The sequence below is a fragment of the Mesorhizobium neociceri genome, assembly GCF_013520985.1.
Taxonomy (GTDB): Bacteria; Pseudomonadota; Alphaproteobacteria; order Rhizobiales; family Rhizobiaceae; genus Mesorhizobium; species Mesorhizobium neociceri.
In genome coordinates this window covers 22,088-39,722 of sequence record NZ_JACDTY010000036.1, presented here as the reverse complement: position 1 = coordinate 39,722, position 17,635 = coordinate 22,088, and the positions used below count along the sequence as shown (strand labels likewise).

Sequence of the window (17,635 nt, the reverse complement as noted above, 5' to 3'; positions counted from 1 at the left end):
CCCCATAACACCCACCCCATACACCCTGCGCACAGCGGCGCTTTGGTCTGGAGGCACATTGTGCGCCCGGATTGCTTCACCGCGTTCAGCGCAGCCCCGGCAGCCCCGGAAACCATCAACACCACAGCAACAGGAAGGCAATTCAGACAGTGAGCAGAAGCAGAACCCCGCGTGCCCTTAACCCGGCCTGCGAGGAAGCAGACAACTATTCCCGCGTGGTCCTGAGATGGGACTTCAGCGAGGCCAAGGCGACCCGGATCATCGAGTGTCGCAACCAAATCCAGTGGATCATTCAGTACAGGTCAGGAATGCGCAGCGGCCAGCCCTCGTGGCGACCTCAGTCGTATTGCCGGACCCGTCAGGCCCTTGAGCGGCTGTTGCCGGGCATGGCTGAGGAGATCGCCGCAACGTTGCCCGTCAGGTTCGTTGAGGGGGGGTTGGAGGCTCAAAACCCAATCGGCTGGTTGCCTCAAACGGCCGAGATGGGTGGTTAGCGGTTGTTTCGAGGTGATTTGGGAAAATCTTCAGTCGACAGACCACCTGCCAAGGGAAGTCCAAGTTCTCGCATACCCAGCCACATCAGCCCTTGGTTCTGATATTCATCTGACGTCAGAATATACGCATGGGCGTTTTGCATGGCGGCAAGAAGAGCTTGAACTTCATCAATACCGAAGCCGTGGAATGCTCGCGTCCTTGATGGAAAAACGATCTGATAGTCACAGCGATAATCGTGATCTCCGGGTACTGGTCGTTGGAATTTGCACACTACTTCCTGCTCACCCACGGCGAACGTCCGCGACACAAACGGCTGATCCATTGAAGAGCTGCCTCCGCTAATCAGCGGACCTTAGCCGATAAGATCCAGGCCGCAAATGGGGTCGAACTCGGTTGTTCGGAGTGATTGGAACGGAGGCGAAAGGCACACGCCGGCGACGGTGGCACCGGAGGTAGCCCGAAACGTGGGCCAAACGCGCGGGCCAAACGAAAGAGGCCCTTTCGCCTATCTTATTGATTTTGCTGGGAGATATGCCTTCTAAATTCCGCTGGTGGAGCTGAGGAGGATCGAACTCCTGACCTCGTCATTGCGAACGACGCGCTCTCCCAGCTGAGCTACAGCCCCGTCCAGCGGATGGCGCATTTATCGAAGGCTGCGGTTTCCTGTCAAGGCGAAACGGCTCATCAAGACAGCGGCATAGCGCACTTGGGAAAGCGGCCCTTGCCGGTTCCGGGTGCAGTGGCTACATGTCGTGCGTTCGCAAGGAGCTACTGATGGTCGCCGTCTTTTACACGCTGCATGCCGCAATAAGTATCTATTGGTGGATCATAATCGGCGCGGCCATCTTCTCGTGGCTCTACGCCTTCAACGTTGTCAATTCGCGCAATCAGCTCGTCAATTCCATCGGCACCACGCTCTATCGACTGACCGAGCCAGCTTTGCGGCCGATCCGCCGCCTTCTGCCAGACCTCGGCGGTGTCGACATTTCACCAATCATTCTGCTTTTGGTGCTGACATTTATCAGCATGTTCCTGAACTACACCATTCAGCCGATGTTCGGCATCGGGCCGATGTGACCTCTGCCACCAGTTTGCCGTACCGTCTGCGTGACGACGGCATCGACCTGTTCGTCCGGCTGACGCCCAAGGCAGCGCTAGACAGGCTCGAAGGCATGGAGACATCGGCCGACGGACGCTGCCATCTCAAAGCGCGGGTGCGCGCCGTGCCGGAGAATGGCGCGGCCAATCAAGCATTGCAAAGACTTGTCGCCAAGGCCCTGGGCGTCCCGGCATCGGCGGTGTCGGTTGTTGCGGGCGCTACCGCTCGCTTGAAGACGCTGCGCGTCGCGGGTGATCCGGCGCTGCTGGCGCAGTGCATTGAGGCGCTCAGCGGCTGATCGAAGATCCAGCGCTTGTGCGGCAAGGAGACCTGTCGGCGGGACAGCGCCCCCCTCTGTCCTGCCGGACATCTCCCCCACGCGGGGGGAGATCGGTAACTTCGCCAGCTAGTCCTCAATCGCCCAGCGGCAGCTTCGGGTCGTCGACCTTCAGCGTGTTCACGCTCTGCTTGATGCGGCGCAGGTTTTCCAGAACCCTGGGTCCGCGCGTCTCGGCGACCGAAGTGACGATCATGTCGACGATCGACAGCAGCGCATAGCGTGACGAGGTCGGCTTGTAGATGTTGCCGTCTTCCAGCGACTGGAACTGGATGACCGTGTCGGCTGCCTTGGCCAGCGCCGACTCCGGCGGGGTGATGGCGATGGTGGTGGCACCATATTGCTGGGCGACCTGCACTGCGTCGATGACCGAGCGCGCATAGCCGGAGACGGAAAAGGCGATCAGCGTGGTCTCTGACGTGGCGACCGCGGCATACATGCGCTGCAATTGCCCGTCGACCTGCGCCAGCACCGGCACGCCCAGCCGGAACAGCCGGTTCTGCATTTCCGTCGCCATCATCGAGGAAATGCCACCGGAGCCGATGCACAGCACATTGCCCGAATTGACGATGCGCGCGGCCACGCCGACCAGCGTCTTCATGTCGAGGTTTTCGCTGGCGCGCTGGATGGCGGCGATTGCCGCCTCGGTGATGGCGGTCGCGATGCGCTGCTCGCGCGCGTCGCGGTTGAGCGGCTCGGGCGACAGATACTGGCCGCCAATGGCGATCGCCTGCGCCAGATAGAATTTGAAGTCGCGCAAGCCCTCGCAGCCGAGATTGCGGCAGAAGCGGGTCACCGTCGGTTCGCTGACGCCGACGCGCGCGGCAATTTCGGAGATCGCCGCCTTGGAGGCGAAATCGAGATCGGTCAGCACGAGGCCGGCCAGACGGCGGTCCGATTTGGTGCCGTCCTGCGACATCAGCTGCAGGCGCGTGATGATGTCGGCCGGCGTTTTCATTTCTGGGTTGTCGTCTTCATCTCAGGGTTTTCGTTTTCGTAGCGCTGCCTTCATAGCGGCAGGCCTGTCGCCTTGTCGAACAGATGGATGTTGCCCGGCGCGACCGAGACCGGCAGCATTTCACCCGGCCTGACCTGTATCCGGTCGCGGAATACGGCGCGCACGGTATCAGCGCCGATGGCGCCATAGACATGGGTTTCCGAGCCGGTCGGCTCGACGACATCGACCTTGATCGCCATCGCGTCGGTGGCCTCGCCGATGACGAAATGTTCGGGCCTTATGCCGGCCTCGACAGTGCTGCCCGCCGGCACCGTCTTGCCGGAAAGTGCCAGACGTCCGCCGCCGGCAGATTCGAACCAGGTCTTGTCGGGCGTGGTCTTCAGCGCGCCGGACACAAAGCTCATCGACGGCGAGCCGATGAAGGAGGCGACGAATTTGTTGGCGGGCCGGTCATAAAGCTCCAGCGGCGCGCCGACCTGCTGGATCTTGCCGCGGTCCATCACCACGATGCGGTCGGCCATGGTCATGGCCTCGATCTGGTCGTGGGTGACATAGACGATGGTCGATTTCAGCCGCTGGTGCAGCGCCTTGATCTCGGTGCGCATCTGCACGCGCAATTGCGCATCGAGATTGCTGAGCGGCTCGTCGAACAGGAACACCGAGGGTTCGCGCACGATGGCGCGGCCCATGGCGACGCGCTGGCGCTGGCCACCCGACAGTTCCCGGGGATAGCGGTCGAGATAGGAGAACAGGTTGAGGACGCCCGACGCCTTCTTGACCTTGTCGTCGATGGCGGTGCGGCTCTCGCCGCGGATCTTTGGGCCGAAGCCGATATTGTCCGATGCCTTCAGGTGCGGAAACAGCGCATAGGACTGGAAGACCATCGCGATGTTGCGCTGCTGCGGCGGTAAATCGTTGGCTCGCACGCCGCCGATCGAGAGGTCGCCCGAGGTGATCGGCTCCAGCCCGGCCAGCATGCGCAGCAAGGTCGACTTGCCGCAGCCGGAAGGGCCGACCAGCACGACGAACTCGCCGCTTTTGATGTCGAGGCTGATGTTTTCGAGGATCTTGTGCCAGCCGAACGATTTCGACAGGTCGCGGAACTCGACGTCGGTCATGGTCAGGCTCCCAATATGTCGTCGATGAAGGGCAAGAAGCCGGCGGTCAGTCCGGCGTCCACCGGCACCACCGCGCCGGTTATCCCCGATGCGCGTTCCGAGGCAAGGAAGGCCACCGCTTCGGCCACTTCCGTGGCGTCGACGATGCGGCCGAGCGGGTAGAGTCGCTGCAGCTTGGCGAGAATATCAGGGTTCTTGGCCAGGCGATGGTCCCAGGCGGCGGTGCGGATCGAACCGGGGCAGACGACATTGGCGCGCAGGCCGCTGCGGCCAAGTTCCACCGCGACCGATTTGGCATAGGCGTTGATGCCGGCCTTGGCCGCGGCATAGGCCGGGTTGCCGAAATGCGCGATGGCGTTGACCGAGGAGATGAAGACGATACTACCGGAACCGCGCGCGGCCATCGCCTTGATCAGCGGATCGGCGAACAGCATCACCCCGGTCAAATTGAGGTCGAGCTCGTGCTCGATCTTCTCGGCAGTCAGCGCCGGCAACGTCTCGGCACGCGTCCAGCCGGCATTGTTGATCAGGATGTCGGGAACGCCGTCTTTCTCGATGATCGCCGGTATCGCCACCTCGATGGAGGCCCGGTCAAGGAGGTCGAAGACGTGGCGCGACGCCAGGTGCGGACTGCGCAACGCTTCTTCCGACTGGTCGCAGCCGACGACGCGCGCGCCGCGTTCGGCCAGCAGCGCTACGATGGCCGAGCCGAGGCCGCCGCCAGCGCCGGTTACCAGCGCAGTCTTGCCTGCGAATTCGGCCTTTGAAACCACCCTGCGCGTCTCCCTGGATCTACGATAGTCGGAAAACGCTATTTTAAGAAATGTAATTAAGCAACAGGATAATCCGCTTGCACAGCGCGAAATGATGGATAATGTAGGAAAGTCACATAAAGCCGAGGCCGCCTGAAAGCCGCAAGAGCGCAGGCGCCAATCAAATGGGAGAGATCGTATGACGCTTGCAAAATGGACCATGGGCCTGATGGCCGGAATGAGCATGCTGGCGCTGACGGCGCAGGCCGATGCCGGCGAAGTGCGCGTCACCGTCGCCGAATACAGCGCCAAGACCGGGCCTTATTTCGAAGCGGTGAAGAAGGAATTCGAAGCCGCCAATCCGGGCATCACCGTCAAGTTCGAAGTGGTGCCGTGGGAGGTGCTGCTGCAGAAACTGACCACCGACATCACCGCCGGCACCAATGCGGATCTGTCGATCATCGGCACGCGCTGGCTGATCGATTTCGTCCAGCAGGACGTCGCCGAGCCGCTCGATGGCTACATCAAGCCTGACTTCAAGGACCGTTTCATCGACACCTTCCTGTCGCCCTCGATCATGGACGGCAAGACCTACGGCCTGCCGATCGCGGCTTCGGCGCGCGCCATGTACTACAACAAGGAATTGTTCGAGAAGGCCGGCATCGCCAAGCCGCCGGCAACCTGGACCGAGCTGCAGGAAGACGCGCGCAAGATCAAGGCGCTGGGCTCCGGCACGTTCGGCTTCGGCCTGCAGGGCAAGGAGATCGAGACGGACGTCTATTACTACTATGCGATGTGGTCGCAAGGCACCGAGATCCTCAACAAGGACGGCACGTCGGGCCTCGGCACACCGGGCGCGCTCGCAGCCGCCAAGCTCTACAAGTCGATGATCGATGAAGGCCTGACTGAGCCGGGCGTCACCTCCAACAACCGCGAGGACGTGCAGAACCTGTTCAAGCAGGGCAAGGTCGGCATGATGATCACCGCACCGTTCCTGTCCAACCAGATCAAGGACGAGGCGCCGAACCTGAAATATGGCGTTGCCGCTATTCCGGCCGGCCCGACCGGCGCGCGCGGTACCTATGGCGTCACAGATTCCATCATCATGTTCAAGAACTCCAAGAACAAGGATGAGGCCTGGAAGCTGCTCGACTTCCTGTTCACCACCGAACAGCGCGCCAAGTTTACCCAGGGCGAAGGCTTCCTCCCGGTGAACAAGGAAGAGGCCAAGATGGACTATTACGTCAACAATGCCGATCTGGCCGCCTTCACCGCGCTGCTGCCCGACGCCCGCTTCGCGCCCGTCATTCCGGGCTGGGAAGAAGTCGCCCAGATCACCTCGGATGCCATGCAGAAGATCTATCTTGGCGGCGACCCCGAGGCAGGCCTGAAGGAAGCGGCTGACAAGGCCAACGCGGTGCTGAAGAAATAGGGCGTATCTCCCTGCGCCCGGCGCGCCCCTAGAGATCGGGGCGCGCCACCCCTTTCCTCTCCCTCCGGAGGGGGGAGAGGTGGCTCGGCGAAGCCGAGACGGAGTGGGGGAACCACCTTGCAACCGCCGCGAACAGACATAGGAAGGGCACTACGCGCAAGCATCGCTTCGCCTTGCGCTCAAGGGTCGACCCCCACTCCGTCGAGCTTCGCTCGACACCTCTCCCCCGATCGACGGGGGAGAGGAAGGGCCCCCTTCCGCAACTGCTGGGACGGGCAGGCAGGTGAGGGGCAGCGCAAACACCCGCAGGAAATTCAAATCCTGAAGCGCTGCACTCGACAGATATGCAAGATTGATCCGAGCTGGCGTGCCAGCGCCACTGAACCGCGGTACGAAACCGGCCAATGCAAAATCGTTTCTTGCCCTATCTGCTGACCTTGCCCAGCCTGCTGCTGGCAGCGGTGGTCATTTTCTGGCCGGTCTGGGACCTGATCCAGATTTCGACGCATGATGTCAGCCGCTTCGGCCAGCTGCGCGACTTCAACAATTTCGCCAATTACGCTGCTTTCCTCGCCGATCCCGATTTCCTGGCGGCACTCTGGCGCACCGGCCTGTGGACCGTGCTGGTGGTTGGCGGCGCGCTGCTGTTGTCGGTTCCGGTGGCGATGATCCTCAACACCGATTTCTACGGCCGTGGCATTGCCCGCGTCATCATCATGCTGCCGTGGGCGGTGTCGCTGACGATGACGGCGGTGGTCTGGCGCTGGGCGCTCAACGGCGAAAGCGGCATGCTGAACTCGGCGCTGATCGGGCTCGGCCTGATCCACGAGAACATCCAGTGGCTGGCGCGCGCCGAGACCGCCTTTCCGATGCAGGTGCTGATCGGCATATTGGTGACGGTGCCGTTCACGACGACGATCTTCCTCGGCGGCCTGTCGTCCATCCCCGACGATCTCTACGAGGCGGCGGCACTGGAGGGTGCGACGCCGCTGCAGCAATTCCGCGAGATCACCTTTCCGCTGCTAAAGCCGTTCATCAACATCGCCATCGTGCTCAACACCATCTACGTCTTCAATTCCTTCCCGATCATCTGGGTGATGACGCAAGGCGGGCCGGCCAACTCGACCGATATCCTGGTCACCCACCTCTACAAGCTGGCCTTCCGTATCGGCAAACTGGGGGAGGCCTCGGCGGTGTCGCTGCTGATGTTCGCCATCTTGCTGATCTTCACCATGATCTATGTGCGCCTCGCCATGCGGGAGCAACGCGCATGACGCCCAAGCTGAAGCGCACCATCATCGCCTGGCTGCTGCTGTCGCCGCTGCTGGTGGTGACGATCTTTCCCTTCGCGGTGATGTTCCTGACCGCGGTCAAGCCGCGACAGGAAGTGCTGTCGCCGACCTGGTGGCCGAGCGAGTTCCACTGGTCGAATTTTGCCGACATGTGGGTGGCGACCGGCTTCGGCCAGGCGCTGGCCAATTCGCTTTATGTCTCGGTGATCGCCACTGTCGGCGCGATCCTGATCTCGGTGCCGGCGGCTTACGCCATGTCGCGGTTTCGCTTTGCCGGCTACGGCGCCTTCCGCCAGTTCCTGCTGATCTCGCAGATGATCTCGCCGATCGTGCTGGTGCTCGGCCTGTTCCGGCTGATGGCCGCCTGGGGGCTGATCGAATCGACCACGGCGCTTGGCGTCATCTATATGGCCTTCAACGTCGCCTTCACCGTGTGGATGCTGCAGAGCTATTTCGACACCATCCCGCGCGATCTCGAGGAAGCCGCCTGGATGGAAGGCGCCGGCCGCTGGCTGACCTTGCGCAAAGTGTTCCTGCCGCTCTGCCTGCCTGCGATCGCGGTGACCGCCATCTTCACCTTCATCAACGCCTGGAACGAGTTCGTCGTCGCACTCACCATGCTGCGCAGCCAGGAAAGCTATACGCTGCCGATCCAGGTGTTCTCGCTGGTCGCCGGCCGCTACACGATCGAGTGGCACCATGTGATGGCGGCAACGCTGCTGGCGACCCTGCCGGTGGCGATCCTGTTCATCTGGCTGCAGCGCTATCTCGTCCGGGGGCTGGCGCTCGGGGCGGTCAAATAGCGTAGCTGTCTACGGAGCTTTCATGCGCATCTTCACCGCCTCGCTGGCGACGGAAACCAACACCTTCTCACCGGTGCCGACCGACCGCGCGTCGTTCGAAATGGCCTTCTATGCCGGCCCGGGCAAGCATCCGGACACGCCGACCTTGTGCTCTTCGCCGATGGTCGCGCTGCGCCGGCGCGCGGTCGCCGAAGGGCTGACCGTCATCGAAGGCACCGCCACCTGGGCGGAACCGGGCGGGCTGGTGCAGCGGCAGACCTATGAGGCGCTGCGCGACGAGATTCTCGGGCAACTCGAGGCAGCCTTGCCGGTCGATGCCGTCATTCTCGGCCTGCACGGCGCCATGGTGGCGCAGGGCTATGACGATTGCGAAGGCGATCTGCTGGAGCGGGCTCGCGCAATGGTCGGGCCGGATGTGGTGATCGCCGTGGAACTCGACCCGCACAGCCACCTGACGCCGAAGCGCGTCGCGGCATCAAACGTCATGGCCTATTTCCTCGAATTTCCGCACACCGATTTCTACGAGCGCGGTGAACATGTCGTCGAACTCGGACTGGCGGCAGCGCGTGGCGAGATCAGGCCTGTCATCTCGACCTTCGACTGCCGCATGATCCAGGTGCTGCCGACCAGCCGCGAGCCGATGCGTTCCTTTGTCGACCGCATCAAGGCCCTACACGGCAAGGATGGCGTGCTGTCGGTCTCGGTCATCCATGGCTTCATGGCGGCAGATGTGCCGGAAATGGGCACCCGCATCCTGGTCGTCACCGACAATCACAAGGCCAGGGGCAATGCGCTTGCGGAGCGGCTGGGGCGCGAGCTTTACGCCATGCGCGAGAAGACGGCGATGACGATGCTGAACACCGAGGATGGCATTGATCGGGCGCTTGCCGTGCGCAAGGAAAACCCGGACAGGCCGGCTGTCATCGCCGACATCTGGGACAATCCCGGCGGCGGCGTCGCCGGCGACGGCACCGCGGTGCTGCGCGCCATGCTGGAACGGGGCTTGAACAATGTTGGTGTAGCGACGATCTGGGACCCGATCGCCGTCACTTTCTGCCAGGCTGCCGGCGAAGGCGCCGTCATCGACCTGCGTTTCGGCGGCAAGGCGGGGCCGCTGGCCGGCGAACCGATCGACGCCAAGGTGCGGGTCCTGAAGGCGGTGCCCGAGGGATGGCAGAGTTTCGGGCCGAGCCGGGTGACGCTCGGACCGACGGCGCTGGTGCGCATCCAAGGCACCGAGGTCGACATCATCCTCAACACCAACCGCACGCAGACCTTCGAGCCGGATATTTTCTCCAACATCGGCGTCGATCCGATGAGCAAGGACATTTTGCTGATCAAGTCGACCAACCATTTCTACGCCGGCTTTGCACCGATCGCGGCGGAGATCATTTATCTCTCGGCGCCGAGTTCGTATCCGAGCAATCCGGCGGTGACGGATTACAAGAAATTGACGCGGCCGGTGTGGCCGAGGGTGGCTGATCCTTGGAAAGCTCCCCCTTCTCCCCCTGTGGGAGAAGGTGTCGCCGAAGGCGACGGATGAGGGGTGTTCCAGCGGAGTGAGAGGTTGGTGTCCCCGGGAACACCCCTCATCCGTCTCGGCGCTGCGCGCCGATCCACCTTCTCCCACAAGGGGAGAAGGGGAAGGCTGGCGCTACACCAATCCCCGCTTCACCATCATCGCTTCCGGCGATGGCATCTTGCCGCGGAACGCCGTGTACAGCTCTTCCGGATCCTTCGACCCACCAGCGGCGTAAATGTTCTTCCGCAGCCGTTCGGCCAGCGCTGGGTTGAAGGGATCGCCAGTTTCTTCGAAGGCGGCAAAGGCGTCGGCGTCCAGTACTTCCGACCACATATAGGAATAGTAGCCGGCTGAATAACCGTCGCCGGAGAAGACATGGCCGAAATGCGGGGTGCGATGGCGCATGGCGATGGTGTCGGGCATATCAAGCTTTTCCAGCGTTTCGGCTTCGAAACGCAGCGGTTCCGTCGGCGCGTCCGGTCGTGCGTGACAGGCCATGTCGATGAGCGCTGATGCGGTGAACTCGACCGTGGCGAAGCCGGCGCCAAAAGTGCGGGCGGCCAGCATCTTGTCGAGCAGCACCTTCGGCATCGGCTTGCCGGTCTTGACGTGCAGCGCATGCTTTTCCAGCACCGCCGGCACGGTCAGCCAATGCTCGTAGAGCTGCGAGGGCAGTTCGACGAAATCGCGGCTGACCGAAGTGCCCGCCACGGACGGCCAGGTGACGTCGGTCAGCATGCCATGCAGCGCGTGGCCGAACTCGTGGAACAGGGTCTTGGCTTCGTCGACTGACAGAAGGGCTGCTTCGCCGGCCGGGGGCTTGGCGAAGTTCATGATGTTGTAAATGACCGGCTTCGAGCCATGGCCAAGCTTGTAGCCGGACTTCAGCGCGCTCATCCAGGCGCCGGAGCGCTTCGAGGACCGGGCGAAATAGTCGGCGAGGAACAGGCCGCGCTCGCTGCCATCGGCGTTCTTCACCACGAACACCCGCGCGTCGGGATGCCAGGCGGCGATGCCCTTCTTCTCCTCGAAAGTGATGCCGAACAGTTTTGTGGCAACGTCGAAACAGGCGTCGATGACGCGGTCGAGCTGCAGGTACGGCTTCAGCTCCGCCTCGTCGAAAGCGAACTTTTCGGCGCGCAATTTCTCCTGGTAGAAGCGCCAGTCCCAGGCGGCGAAGGTCTCATTGCTGCCGGCGTCAGTCGCCAGTCGCTCCAGCTCCTTCTGGTCGGCTGCAGCTTTCTCCAGCGCCTTCTCCCACACCGGGTCGAGCAGGTCGTGCACGGCTTTCGGCGTCTTGGCCATGGTGTCGTCGAGCTTGAGCGCGGCGAAAGAGCCGTAGCCGAGCAGCTTTGCCTTTTCGGCGCGCAGCTTCAGCATATCGCGCACCACTGCGGTGTTGTCGCTGGCGCCGCCGTTCTGGCCGCGCATGGTGAAGGCGCGGAAGGCGGTTTCGCGCAAGTCGCGGCGTTCGGAAAAGGTGGTGAACGGCTCATAGATCGAGCGCGACAAAGTGACGGCGTAGCGGCCTTTCTGGCCGCGCGTCTCGGCGGCCTCGGCCATCGAGCTTTTCACGAAGTCCGGGAGACCGGCAAGGTCGGCATCATCGAGGAACAGCGCCCAGTCACGCTCGTCGGCCAGCACGTTCTGGCCGAAAGTGGTGCCGAGCGAGGATAGTTCCTCGCTGATGTTGGCCAGCCGTTTCTTGCCGTCGGCATCGAGTTTGGCACCGGATCGGACAAAGCCTTTCCAGGTCTTTTCCAGCACGCGCAGCGTCTCGGCATCGAGCTTCAGCGTCTCGCGGCGCTGGTAGAGGTCGTCGATGCGGGCAAACAGTTTCTCGTTCATCGAGATCGCTGAGAAGTGCCTCGACATCTTTGGCGAGATGTCGCGCTCCAGCGTCTGGATCGCATCGTTGGTATGGGCGCCGGCCCGGCACCAGAAGATCGACGAGACGTGATCGAGCGGCTCGCCCGCAAGCTCCAGTGCTGCCAGCGTGTTCTCGATGGTCGGCGCATCCTTGTTGGCGGCGATGGCGTCGATCTCGGCCTCATGCGCCTTCAGGGCTGCGTCGAACACCGGGGAAAAGTCGCCGTCGCCGATGCTGACGAAATCGGGCAGGCCGAGCGGTCCCTGCCATTTGGTCAAAGGATGGGCGGCGAGATCGACGGCTTTCGTGGACGACATGATTGCTCTTTCGATGATTGTCAGGCGAGGCGGGCTGACCCGATGTAGGGCGATGCCTGGCGCGGCGCAACAGCGCGGCCGTTCAAGCTGGCGTCAGAAGCCGTCGCAATTTTCCGCGATCGCCGCTTGCGAACTGGCGGTGATGCGGTTGCCGGCGACGGCGAACGTCTCCTGCATCAGCATGTCATTGTTGGGGAAATCGTAGCAGGCGATAACCGTGGTGACGCCGGCCTCGCTCTTTTCGATGCGATGGCGGATCGCGGCGCCCGCAACCGCTCCCTTCCATTCGTCGATCGAGGCGATGAATTCCTGCTTCGACTGCACAACACCGAGATCGTCGAGCTTGATGCGGACGTCGTCGGCGAGCAGGTCCGACAATTCGGTGCGGTCGGCGACCAGCAGCGCTGAATACCAGCGGTCGATGATGGCGCCGTCATCGGCGCGGGCAGGGGTGAGGGAAAGCAGCAGCGCCGCCACGGCGAAAACGATCGAATGGCGATCCGGCATGACTGCCTCCTCTTATTTGACCATGATCTCCGGACAAAACGGTTCCCGTTTTGTCTGAGAAAACCGGTGCCCACTTTTCGGGATCATGGTCTACCCCAAATCCGGCCGCTCGAAATCGCCGGTGTCCTTGTTCATCAGCCAAAGCTCGCCGGTCGAAATGTCGAACCACGCACCGTGCAGGGCGAGCCGCCCCTTGCCTTCGAGGATCGAGACGCAAGGGAAGGTCCTGAGATTGGCGATCGAATAGCGGATCGAGATGCGCTCCAGCGCTGTCTGCCGTTCCGTCGCCGTCATGAAGGTGCTGGACGACACGGTTTCGGCAGCCGGCGCGATCAGGCTCATCCATTTGCCGATGAAGTCGCCGGGCGACAGCGGCGCCGAATTGGGGTCGAGCGCGGCGCGGATGCCGCCGCAGCGGCCATGGCCCATCACCACGATGTTCTTCACCTTCAGGCTCTGCACGGCGAATTCGAGCGCGGCCGAGGTCGAGTGGAACTCGCCATCCGGCGCATAGGGCGGCACCAGATTGCCGACATTGCGCAGCACGAAGAGTTCGCCGGGCCCGGCGTCGAAAATCGCTTCGGGCGCGGAGCGCGAATCGCAGCAGGCAACGATCATGGTTTCGGGCGCCTGCCCCTCGCGGGCGAGCTCGCGATAGCGTCCGCTCTCGCTGAGATAGCGGCCGTTCATGAAGTTGCGGTAGCCGTTGAGGAGGTGTTCGGGGAGGTGGGGCATGGGCGGCGTCTAGACCCTTTCCGGGTTGGATGCGGCACGGCCCATCGACATTCAGGTGAGGCCGGCCTGCGAATGACCGATGCCTGCGCTTCCGGTGCTCACGTACTGAAGTACGCTCCGCTCCGGTTCTCGGCATCAGCCATTCTCGACTCGGCCTGACCTGAATCTCGACAGACCTAACTCTGAAAAAAGGCTCTAACGGCAAAAGCCCGTCGCGGGCAATGCCGAATTGCGGATGGCTCCGTTGCAAATCGTCATGCAGCGCGCATGGCTCACGGCCTGCTTTACGCCCAGATCGCGACGGGAATGCCGAAACGATCGGCAAGAGGCGGATCCGGAAACGACCTTGCCTCGCCGCTGGCGATGCGCGCGGCGATCAGCATCATGGCGGCTGCGTCGAGGAAATCGTCGGCTGCAGCACCTTTCGGCGGCGGCCTGTCGAGAAAGTCCCTGACATAGCCGTGTCGGCAGAGCAGTGCCTTACGCTCCTCCATTCCCGCTGGATTGACGGCGCCCTTGATCTTCTTCGGCAGCGTCATCGGTTTTTCGCCATTCAGCCGGCAGAAGGCGACTTCCGGATGCGATTCGAAGACACGGGTCCGCAGCTCGGGACGAGCGATCAGCAGCGCGTCGATCTCGCGGATCTTGGCAAAGATACCGAAGGCCTGGATCGAGACGCCGCGCGGTGGATCGGAGGTCGCCTTTGCCACCTCGCTGGCGCGGCGATGCGCTGCATACCATGCTTCGATCGTGGTGAAGTCATTGGTGTCGGCATAAAGCGCTGTGCGCGAGGGAATGGCAAAGACGCTGGATTGCCTCGCTCCGAGCAGCGGCCGAACCAGCGCTTCCGGTCCGCGCCCGCCTCTTTGCGAAAAATCCGGCAGGCCGATCGGCATGTCGACGGCCATGATCGCATCGGCCGGCAAGGCGTCGAGCAGAGCCGCGAAGCTTGCGAAGACGCAGACCGACGGCGAAGCGCCCGGATCGCGGTGGACGGCGATCCAGCCGGCCTTGCAGCCGTCGACGCCGACGGCCGAGGTCACGCCCGGCGGTCCCGCCCCGGATGTGTGAGATGGCGCAGCTGCACCATCGCCATCGGGTGCGACAGGCTTTGGGCATCGGTCTCCAGCTGCAATTCGTCGCCGCCGCGTTTGGCGGTGCGCGCCAGGATCTCGTAGACCGCGGCCGTGGTCGACTGCAGCGCCTTGATCGGCGGCTGTCCCGACAGGATGCGGGCGAGGTAGACGGCGGCCGTCAGGTCACCCAGCCCATTTGGCGGCTTGTCGATCAGGCGGTGTTCGGCCAGCAGCGCCTGGTTGGCGTCGAGCAGCAGATTGCCGGTGCCGCCGGTCATCATCGATGGCGCCGACGTCACCAGCATGGTTCTTGGGCCGGCATGGAGGGCAGCTGCAATGACCGATTTCAGATCGGGCAAGGGCGCGCCCGCCATCCACTCCAGCTCGTAGCGGTTGGGCGTGGCGATGTCGGCGATCGGCATCAGCCGGTCCCGCATGGCGGCGGCCGTCGGCTCGGGCACGTAGAGCCCACCGGAATCGCCCATCACCGGGTCGCATATATAGACCGCGTCCGGCGTCTTCGCCTTGACCGCGGCAACCAGCGAGGCAACGGCCTCGGCCTGGCCGGCCTCGCCGAGATAACCCGACAGCACGGCGCCGACCTCACCCAGCCAGGGCGCGCGCTCGAGATCGGCCATCAGCGCCTTGAACTGGTCGAGCGGCGGCACGATGCGCGTCGCCCGGCCATGGCCCGGATGCCAGGGCAGGATGACCGTCGGCACCGCCCATACGGGGAAGCCCAGCGTCTCCAGCGCGAACACGGCGGCGCGGTTGCCGACCGAGCCGCGGGCGACATGGCTGGAAATGACGATGACCGCGCGCGGCGCGTCGGCTTTTTCGCTGTTCATGGAATTCCTAGCTGCCCCGGGAGACGTAATACACGAGCCAGATCAAGAGGCCGAGGGCGACGATGAGCCCAAGCGCTCGGCCGATGCGGGTGCCCCAGACCTCGATCGGGTCGGAGCGATCGGCCTCGGCGGCGGTGACGTGATCGCGCGCGCCTTTCGCGACCCGCGACACCAACGATGCGCCGCCGAGGCCGCCCTCGTTCGCCACGCGCTCGATAATGCGGCGCGATTCGCTGTCTTCGTCGCGGCGTTCCGCCATGATCCCGTCCTGTTTCACGGCAACCATACCGTGTTCGTGCGGGCAATCACAGGGCCTCGCGGGCGCATGAGTGAGTGCCAGCCGCAGACATTTTCTTGAGCGCGGATTGTGCTAGATCAGAGTGGAGCATGATCTTTTTCCGAAAACCGGTTCCCACTTTTCGTGATCATGCTCTAATGCTTCGCATGCAACTTCTGTCGAGGGACCACACCATGTTTGCCCAGCGCCTTGCTCCACCGCTTCCCTTCCGCAGCCTGCCGGCCGTGCTGATGATGGCCTTCATGCTGCCGCTGCTTGTCGGGTGCGGCTACAACACCATCCCGACAGCAGAGGAAAATGCCAAGGCAGCGTGGAGCGAGGTGCTGAACCAGTATCAGCGCCGCTCGGACCTGATCCCCAACCTTGTCGAGACGGTCAAGGGCTATGCGGCGCATGAGAAGGACACGCTCGATGCAGTGGTCGAAGCGCGCGCCAAGGCGACGCAGATCACGGTGACGCCGGAAACGCTGAAGGATCCCGAAGCCCTCAAGAAGTTCCAGGACGCGCAGGCGGGGCTGACGAGCGCGCTGTCGCGGCTGATCGCGGTATCCGAGGCCTACCCCGACCTCAAGGCCAACCAGAATTTCCTGGCGTTGCAGGCGCAGCTCGAAGGCACCGAGAACCGCATCGCGGTGGCGCGGCGCGACTACATCCTGGCGGTCAAGGACTATAATCTGACGCTGAGGACCTTCCCGTCCGTGCTATGGGCAACCTTCTGGTTCCGCAGCAACGAGCCCTTCGCCAACTTCACTGTCGATGAAGACAAGATGCAGCCGCCGAAAGTCGATTTCGGCACGAAGCAGGGCGGGTGAGAGCTAGGGATCATCCGTCGTGATTTTGCAGGCCGATGAGGGGCGGCACCCCATGCGCGTTCTCGCGTTTATGCTCCTCGTTCTTTTCCTGCCCCTCACCGCCTTCGCCGCCGATCTCCCGGCGCTGACCGGCCGCGTCGTCGATAATGCCGGCATCATCGATGCGGGAACCAAAGCTGCGCTCACCCAAAAGCTCGCCGACTTCGAGACAAAAGGCTCCGACCAGATTGTCGTCGCGACCATCCCCAGCCTCGATGGCGAGGAGATCGAGCCCTACGCCAACCGGCTGTTCCGGTTCTGGAAGCTTGGCCAGGGCAAGGAAAACAACGGCGTGCTGCTTCTGGTGGCGCCGAACGACCGCAAGATGCGCATCGAGGTCGGCTATGGGCTGGAAGGCACGCTCACCGACCTGCACACAAAACTGATCATCGAAAACGACATGGTGCCGGCGTTCCGCGCCGGCGATTTCTCCGGTGGCATTTCCAAAGCCGTCGACGACATGGTGATGGTGCTGGAAGGCAATCCGGAGGAACTGGTGGCGCGCGGCGAACGCAACCAGAAGCCGCCAATCGACACCGATGATCTGTTCTTTACCGTCTTCATCACCATCTGGGCGATCATCTTCTTCGGTAGCATGGCGGCCTCCATCCTGCCGCCGATCTTCGGCAAGAAGCTTGGCCCCGGCCGCTACCGCTGGCTGGGCATGACTTTCGAACCGCACAAGCGGTCCTCCAGCGGCGGCGGGTCTTCGGGCGGCGGCTGGTCGTCGGGTTCAAGCGGTGGTGGCGGCTTTTCCGGTGGCGGCGGTTCGTCCGGCGGCGGCGGCTCATCGGGAAGCTGGTGACGGGATGACCGCACGCACCATCCATTTCGGGCAGGGCCGTTTCGCCACCGGCGTGTTGTTGGCCATCGCGGTATTGTTCGTCGGCTTTGCCGCACTGGCGGCGGAGTTGCCCACGCTTACCGGGCGGGTGGTCGACGATGCCGACATCATCGACGCCGCGACCGAGGCGGCACTCACGCAGAAACTCGCGGATTTCGAGACCAAAGGCTCCGACCAGATCGTCGTCGCCACGGTCCCCAGCCTCGACGGCGAGGAGATCGAACCTTACGCCAACCGGCTGTTCAACTTCTGGAGGCTCGGCCAGGTCGGCAAGAACAACGGCGTGCTTCTGCTGGTGGCCAGGAACGACCGCAAGATGCGCATCGAGGTCGGCTATGGGCTGGAAAGCGCGCTGACCAATTTGGACGCCACACGGATCATTGAAGATGACATGGTGCCGGCCTTCCGCGCCGGCGATTTCTCCGGCGGCATTTCCAAAGCCGTCGACGACATGATCACGGTGCTCGAGGACAGTCATGGC

General features: G+C 63.1%; 18 protein-coding genes, 1 tRNA gene and 1 pseudogene. 9 read left to right on the top strand and 11 right to left on the bottom strand.

The genetic code is table 11. The annotated features are described in order from the left end of the window. Nucleotides 1-490 precede the first annotated feature (490 nt). Nucleotides 491-817, bottom strand: coding sequence for a DUF6968 family protein (locus H0241_RS34115; protein ID WP_181062103.1), 327 nt, complete (start codon nt 815-817; stop codon nt 491-493). Between the two features lie 227 nt (nt 818-1,044). Further along, nucleotides 1,045-1,120, bottom strand: a tRNA-Ala gene (locus H0241_RS34110). Between the two features lie 149 nt (nt 1,121-1,269). Between H0241_RS34110 and H0241_RS34105 the strand changes: the two genes are divergently transcribed. Next, nucleotides 1,270-1,572, top strand: a complete 303-nt coding sequence (locus H0241_RS34105; RefSeq protein ID WP_181062102.1) for a YggT family protein — start codon at nt 1,270-1,272, stop codon at nt 1,570-1,572. After that, a complete protein-coding gene (locus tag H0241_RS34100; RefSeq protein WP_328824961.1) occupies nt 1,569-1,892 on the top strand; it encodes a DUF167 family protein in 324 nt (107 codons plus the stop codon). The genes H0241_RS34105 and H0241_RS34100 overlap by 4 nt, the downstream gene beginning before the upstream one ends. A 115-nt stretch (nt 1,893-2,007) precedes the next feature. Here H0241_RS34100 and H0241_RS34095 read toward each other — a convergent pair whose 3' ends face one another. From H0241_RS34095 to H0241_RS34085, 3 genes are read right to left on the bottom strand one after another with little or no spacing between them, the layout of a single operon-like run. Further along, a complete protein-coding gene (locus tag H0241_RS34095; protein WP_112393654.1) occupies nt 2,008-2,889 on the bottom strand; it encodes a MurR/RpiR family transcriptional regulator in 882 nt (293 codons plus the stop codon). Between the two features lie 50 nt (nt 2,890-2,939). After that, entirely contained in the window at nt 2,940-4,007 is a 1,068-nt protein-coding gene (locus H0241_RS34090; protein ID WP_181062101.1) for an ABC transporter ATP-binding protein, read from the bottom strand. Between the two features lie 2 nt (nt 4,008-4,009). Continuing rightward, on the bottom strand, nt 4,010-4,780 hold the full coding sequence (locus H0241_RS34085; protein ID WP_181062100.1) for an SDR family NAD(P)-dependent oxidoreductase: 771 nt from the start codon (nt 4,778-4,780) through the stop codon (nt 4,010-4,012). A 178-nt stretch (nt 4,781-4,958) separates the two neighbouring features. Between H0241_RS34085 and H0241_RS34080 the strand changes: the two genes are divergently transcribed. The 4 genes from H0241_RS34080 to H0241_RS34065 all read left to right on the top strand — a co-directional run bounded on the left by H0241_RS34080 (nt 4,959) and on the right by H0241_RS34065 (nt 9,829). Continuing rightward, a complete protein-coding gene (locus H0241_RS34080) occupies nt 4,959-6,191 on the top strand; it encodes an ABC transporter substrate-binding protein (RefSeq protein WP_181062099.1) in 1,233 nt (410 codons plus the stop codon). 404 nt (nt 6,192-6,595) lie between these two features. Next, nucleotides 6,596-7,465, top strand: coding sequence for a carbohydrate ABC transporter permease (locus tag H0241_RS34075; protein WP_181062098.1), 870 nt, complete (start codon nt 6,596-6,598; stop codon nt 7,463-7,465). Beyond that, complete coding sequence (locus tag H0241_RS34070) at nt 7,462-8,286, top strand: carbohydrate ABC transporter permease (protein WP_023668609.1); 825 nt, start codon at nt 7,462-7,464, stop codon at nt 8,284-8,286. The genes H0241_RS34075 and H0241_RS34070 overlap by 4 nt, the downstream gene beginning before the upstream one ends. Nucleotides 8,287-8,308: 22 nt before the next feature. Beyond that, nucleotides 8,309-9,829, top strand: coding sequence for a M81 family metallopeptidase (locus H0241_RS34065; protein ID WP_181062097.1), 1,521 nt, complete (start codon nt 8,309-8,311; stop codon nt 9,827-9,829). 111 nt (nt 9,830-9,940) lie between these two features. Here H0241_RS34065 and H0241_RS34060 read toward each other — a convergent pair whose 3' ends face one another. From H0241_RS34060 to H0241_RS34035, 6 genes are all read right to left on the bottom strand, one after another. After that, entirely contained in the window at nt 9,941-11,995 is a 2,055-nt protein-coding gene (locus H0241_RS34060; protein WP_181062096.1) for a M3 family metallopeptidase, read from the bottom strand. 93 nt (nt 11,996-12,088) lie between these two features. After that, entirely contained in the window at nt 12,089-12,502 is a 414-nt protein-coding gene (locus H0241_RS34055; RefSeq protein ID WP_181062095.1) for a nuclear transport factor 2 family protein, read from the bottom strand. Nucleotides 12,503-12,592: 90 nt separating this feature from the next. Continuing rightward, nucleotides 12,593-13,237: a carbonic anhydrase gene (locus H0241_RS34050; protein ID WP_181062094.1), complete on the bottom strand. Its 645-nt coding sequence runs from the start codon at nt 13,235-13,237 to the stop codon at nt 12,593-12,595. 284 nt (nt 13,238-13,521) lie between these two features. Next, a complete protein-coding gene (locus H0241_RS34045; protein ID WP_181062093.1) occupies nt 13,522-14,280 on the bottom strand; it encodes a DUF429 domain-containing protein in 759 nt (252 codons plus the stop codon). Further along, nucleotides 14,277-15,161, bottom strand: coding sequence for a pyridoxal kinase PdxY (gene pdxY / locus H0241_RS34040; RefSeq protein ID WP_181062092.1), 885 nt, complete (start codon nt 15,159-15,161; stop codon nt 14,277-14,279). Before pdxY ends, H0241_RS34045 begins: the two co-directional genes overlap by 4 nt. A gap of 7 nt (nt 15,162-15,168) precedes the next feature. Further along, nucleotides 15,169-15,420 (bottom strand): hypothetical protein, encoded by a 252-nt coding sequence (locus H0241_RS34035; RefSeq protein ID WP_181062105.1) that lies wholly within the window; start codon nt 15,418-15,420, stop codon nt 15,169-15,171. 212 nt (nt 15,421-15,632) lie between these two features. Here H0241_RS34035 and H0241_RS34030 point away from each other — a divergent pair, with 212 nt between their 5' ends. The 3 genes and pseudogenes from H0241_RS34030 to H0241_RS34020 all read left to right on the top strand — a co-directional run. Then, nucleotides 15,633-16,271 carry a LemA family protein gene (locus tag H0241_RS34030; protein ID WP_181062091.1) on the top strand — a complete coding sequence of 213 codons (639 nt, stop codon included), beginning with the start codon at nt 15,633-15,635 and terminating at the stop codon, nt 16,269-16,271. 52 nt (nt 16,272-16,323) lie between these two features. Beyond that, nucleotides 16,324-17,115 (top strand): TPM domain-containing protein, encoded by a 792-nt coding sequence (locus H0241_RS34025; RefSeq protein ID WP_181062090.1) that lies wholly within the window; start codon nt 16,324-16,326, stop codon nt 17,113-17,115. 4 nt (nt 17,116-17,119) lie between these two features. Further along, a pseudogene (locus tag H0241_RS34020) lies at nt 17,120-17,623 on the top strand (TPM domain-containing protein); the annotation flags it as partial. Nucleotides 17,624-17,635 lie beyond the last annotated feature (12 nt).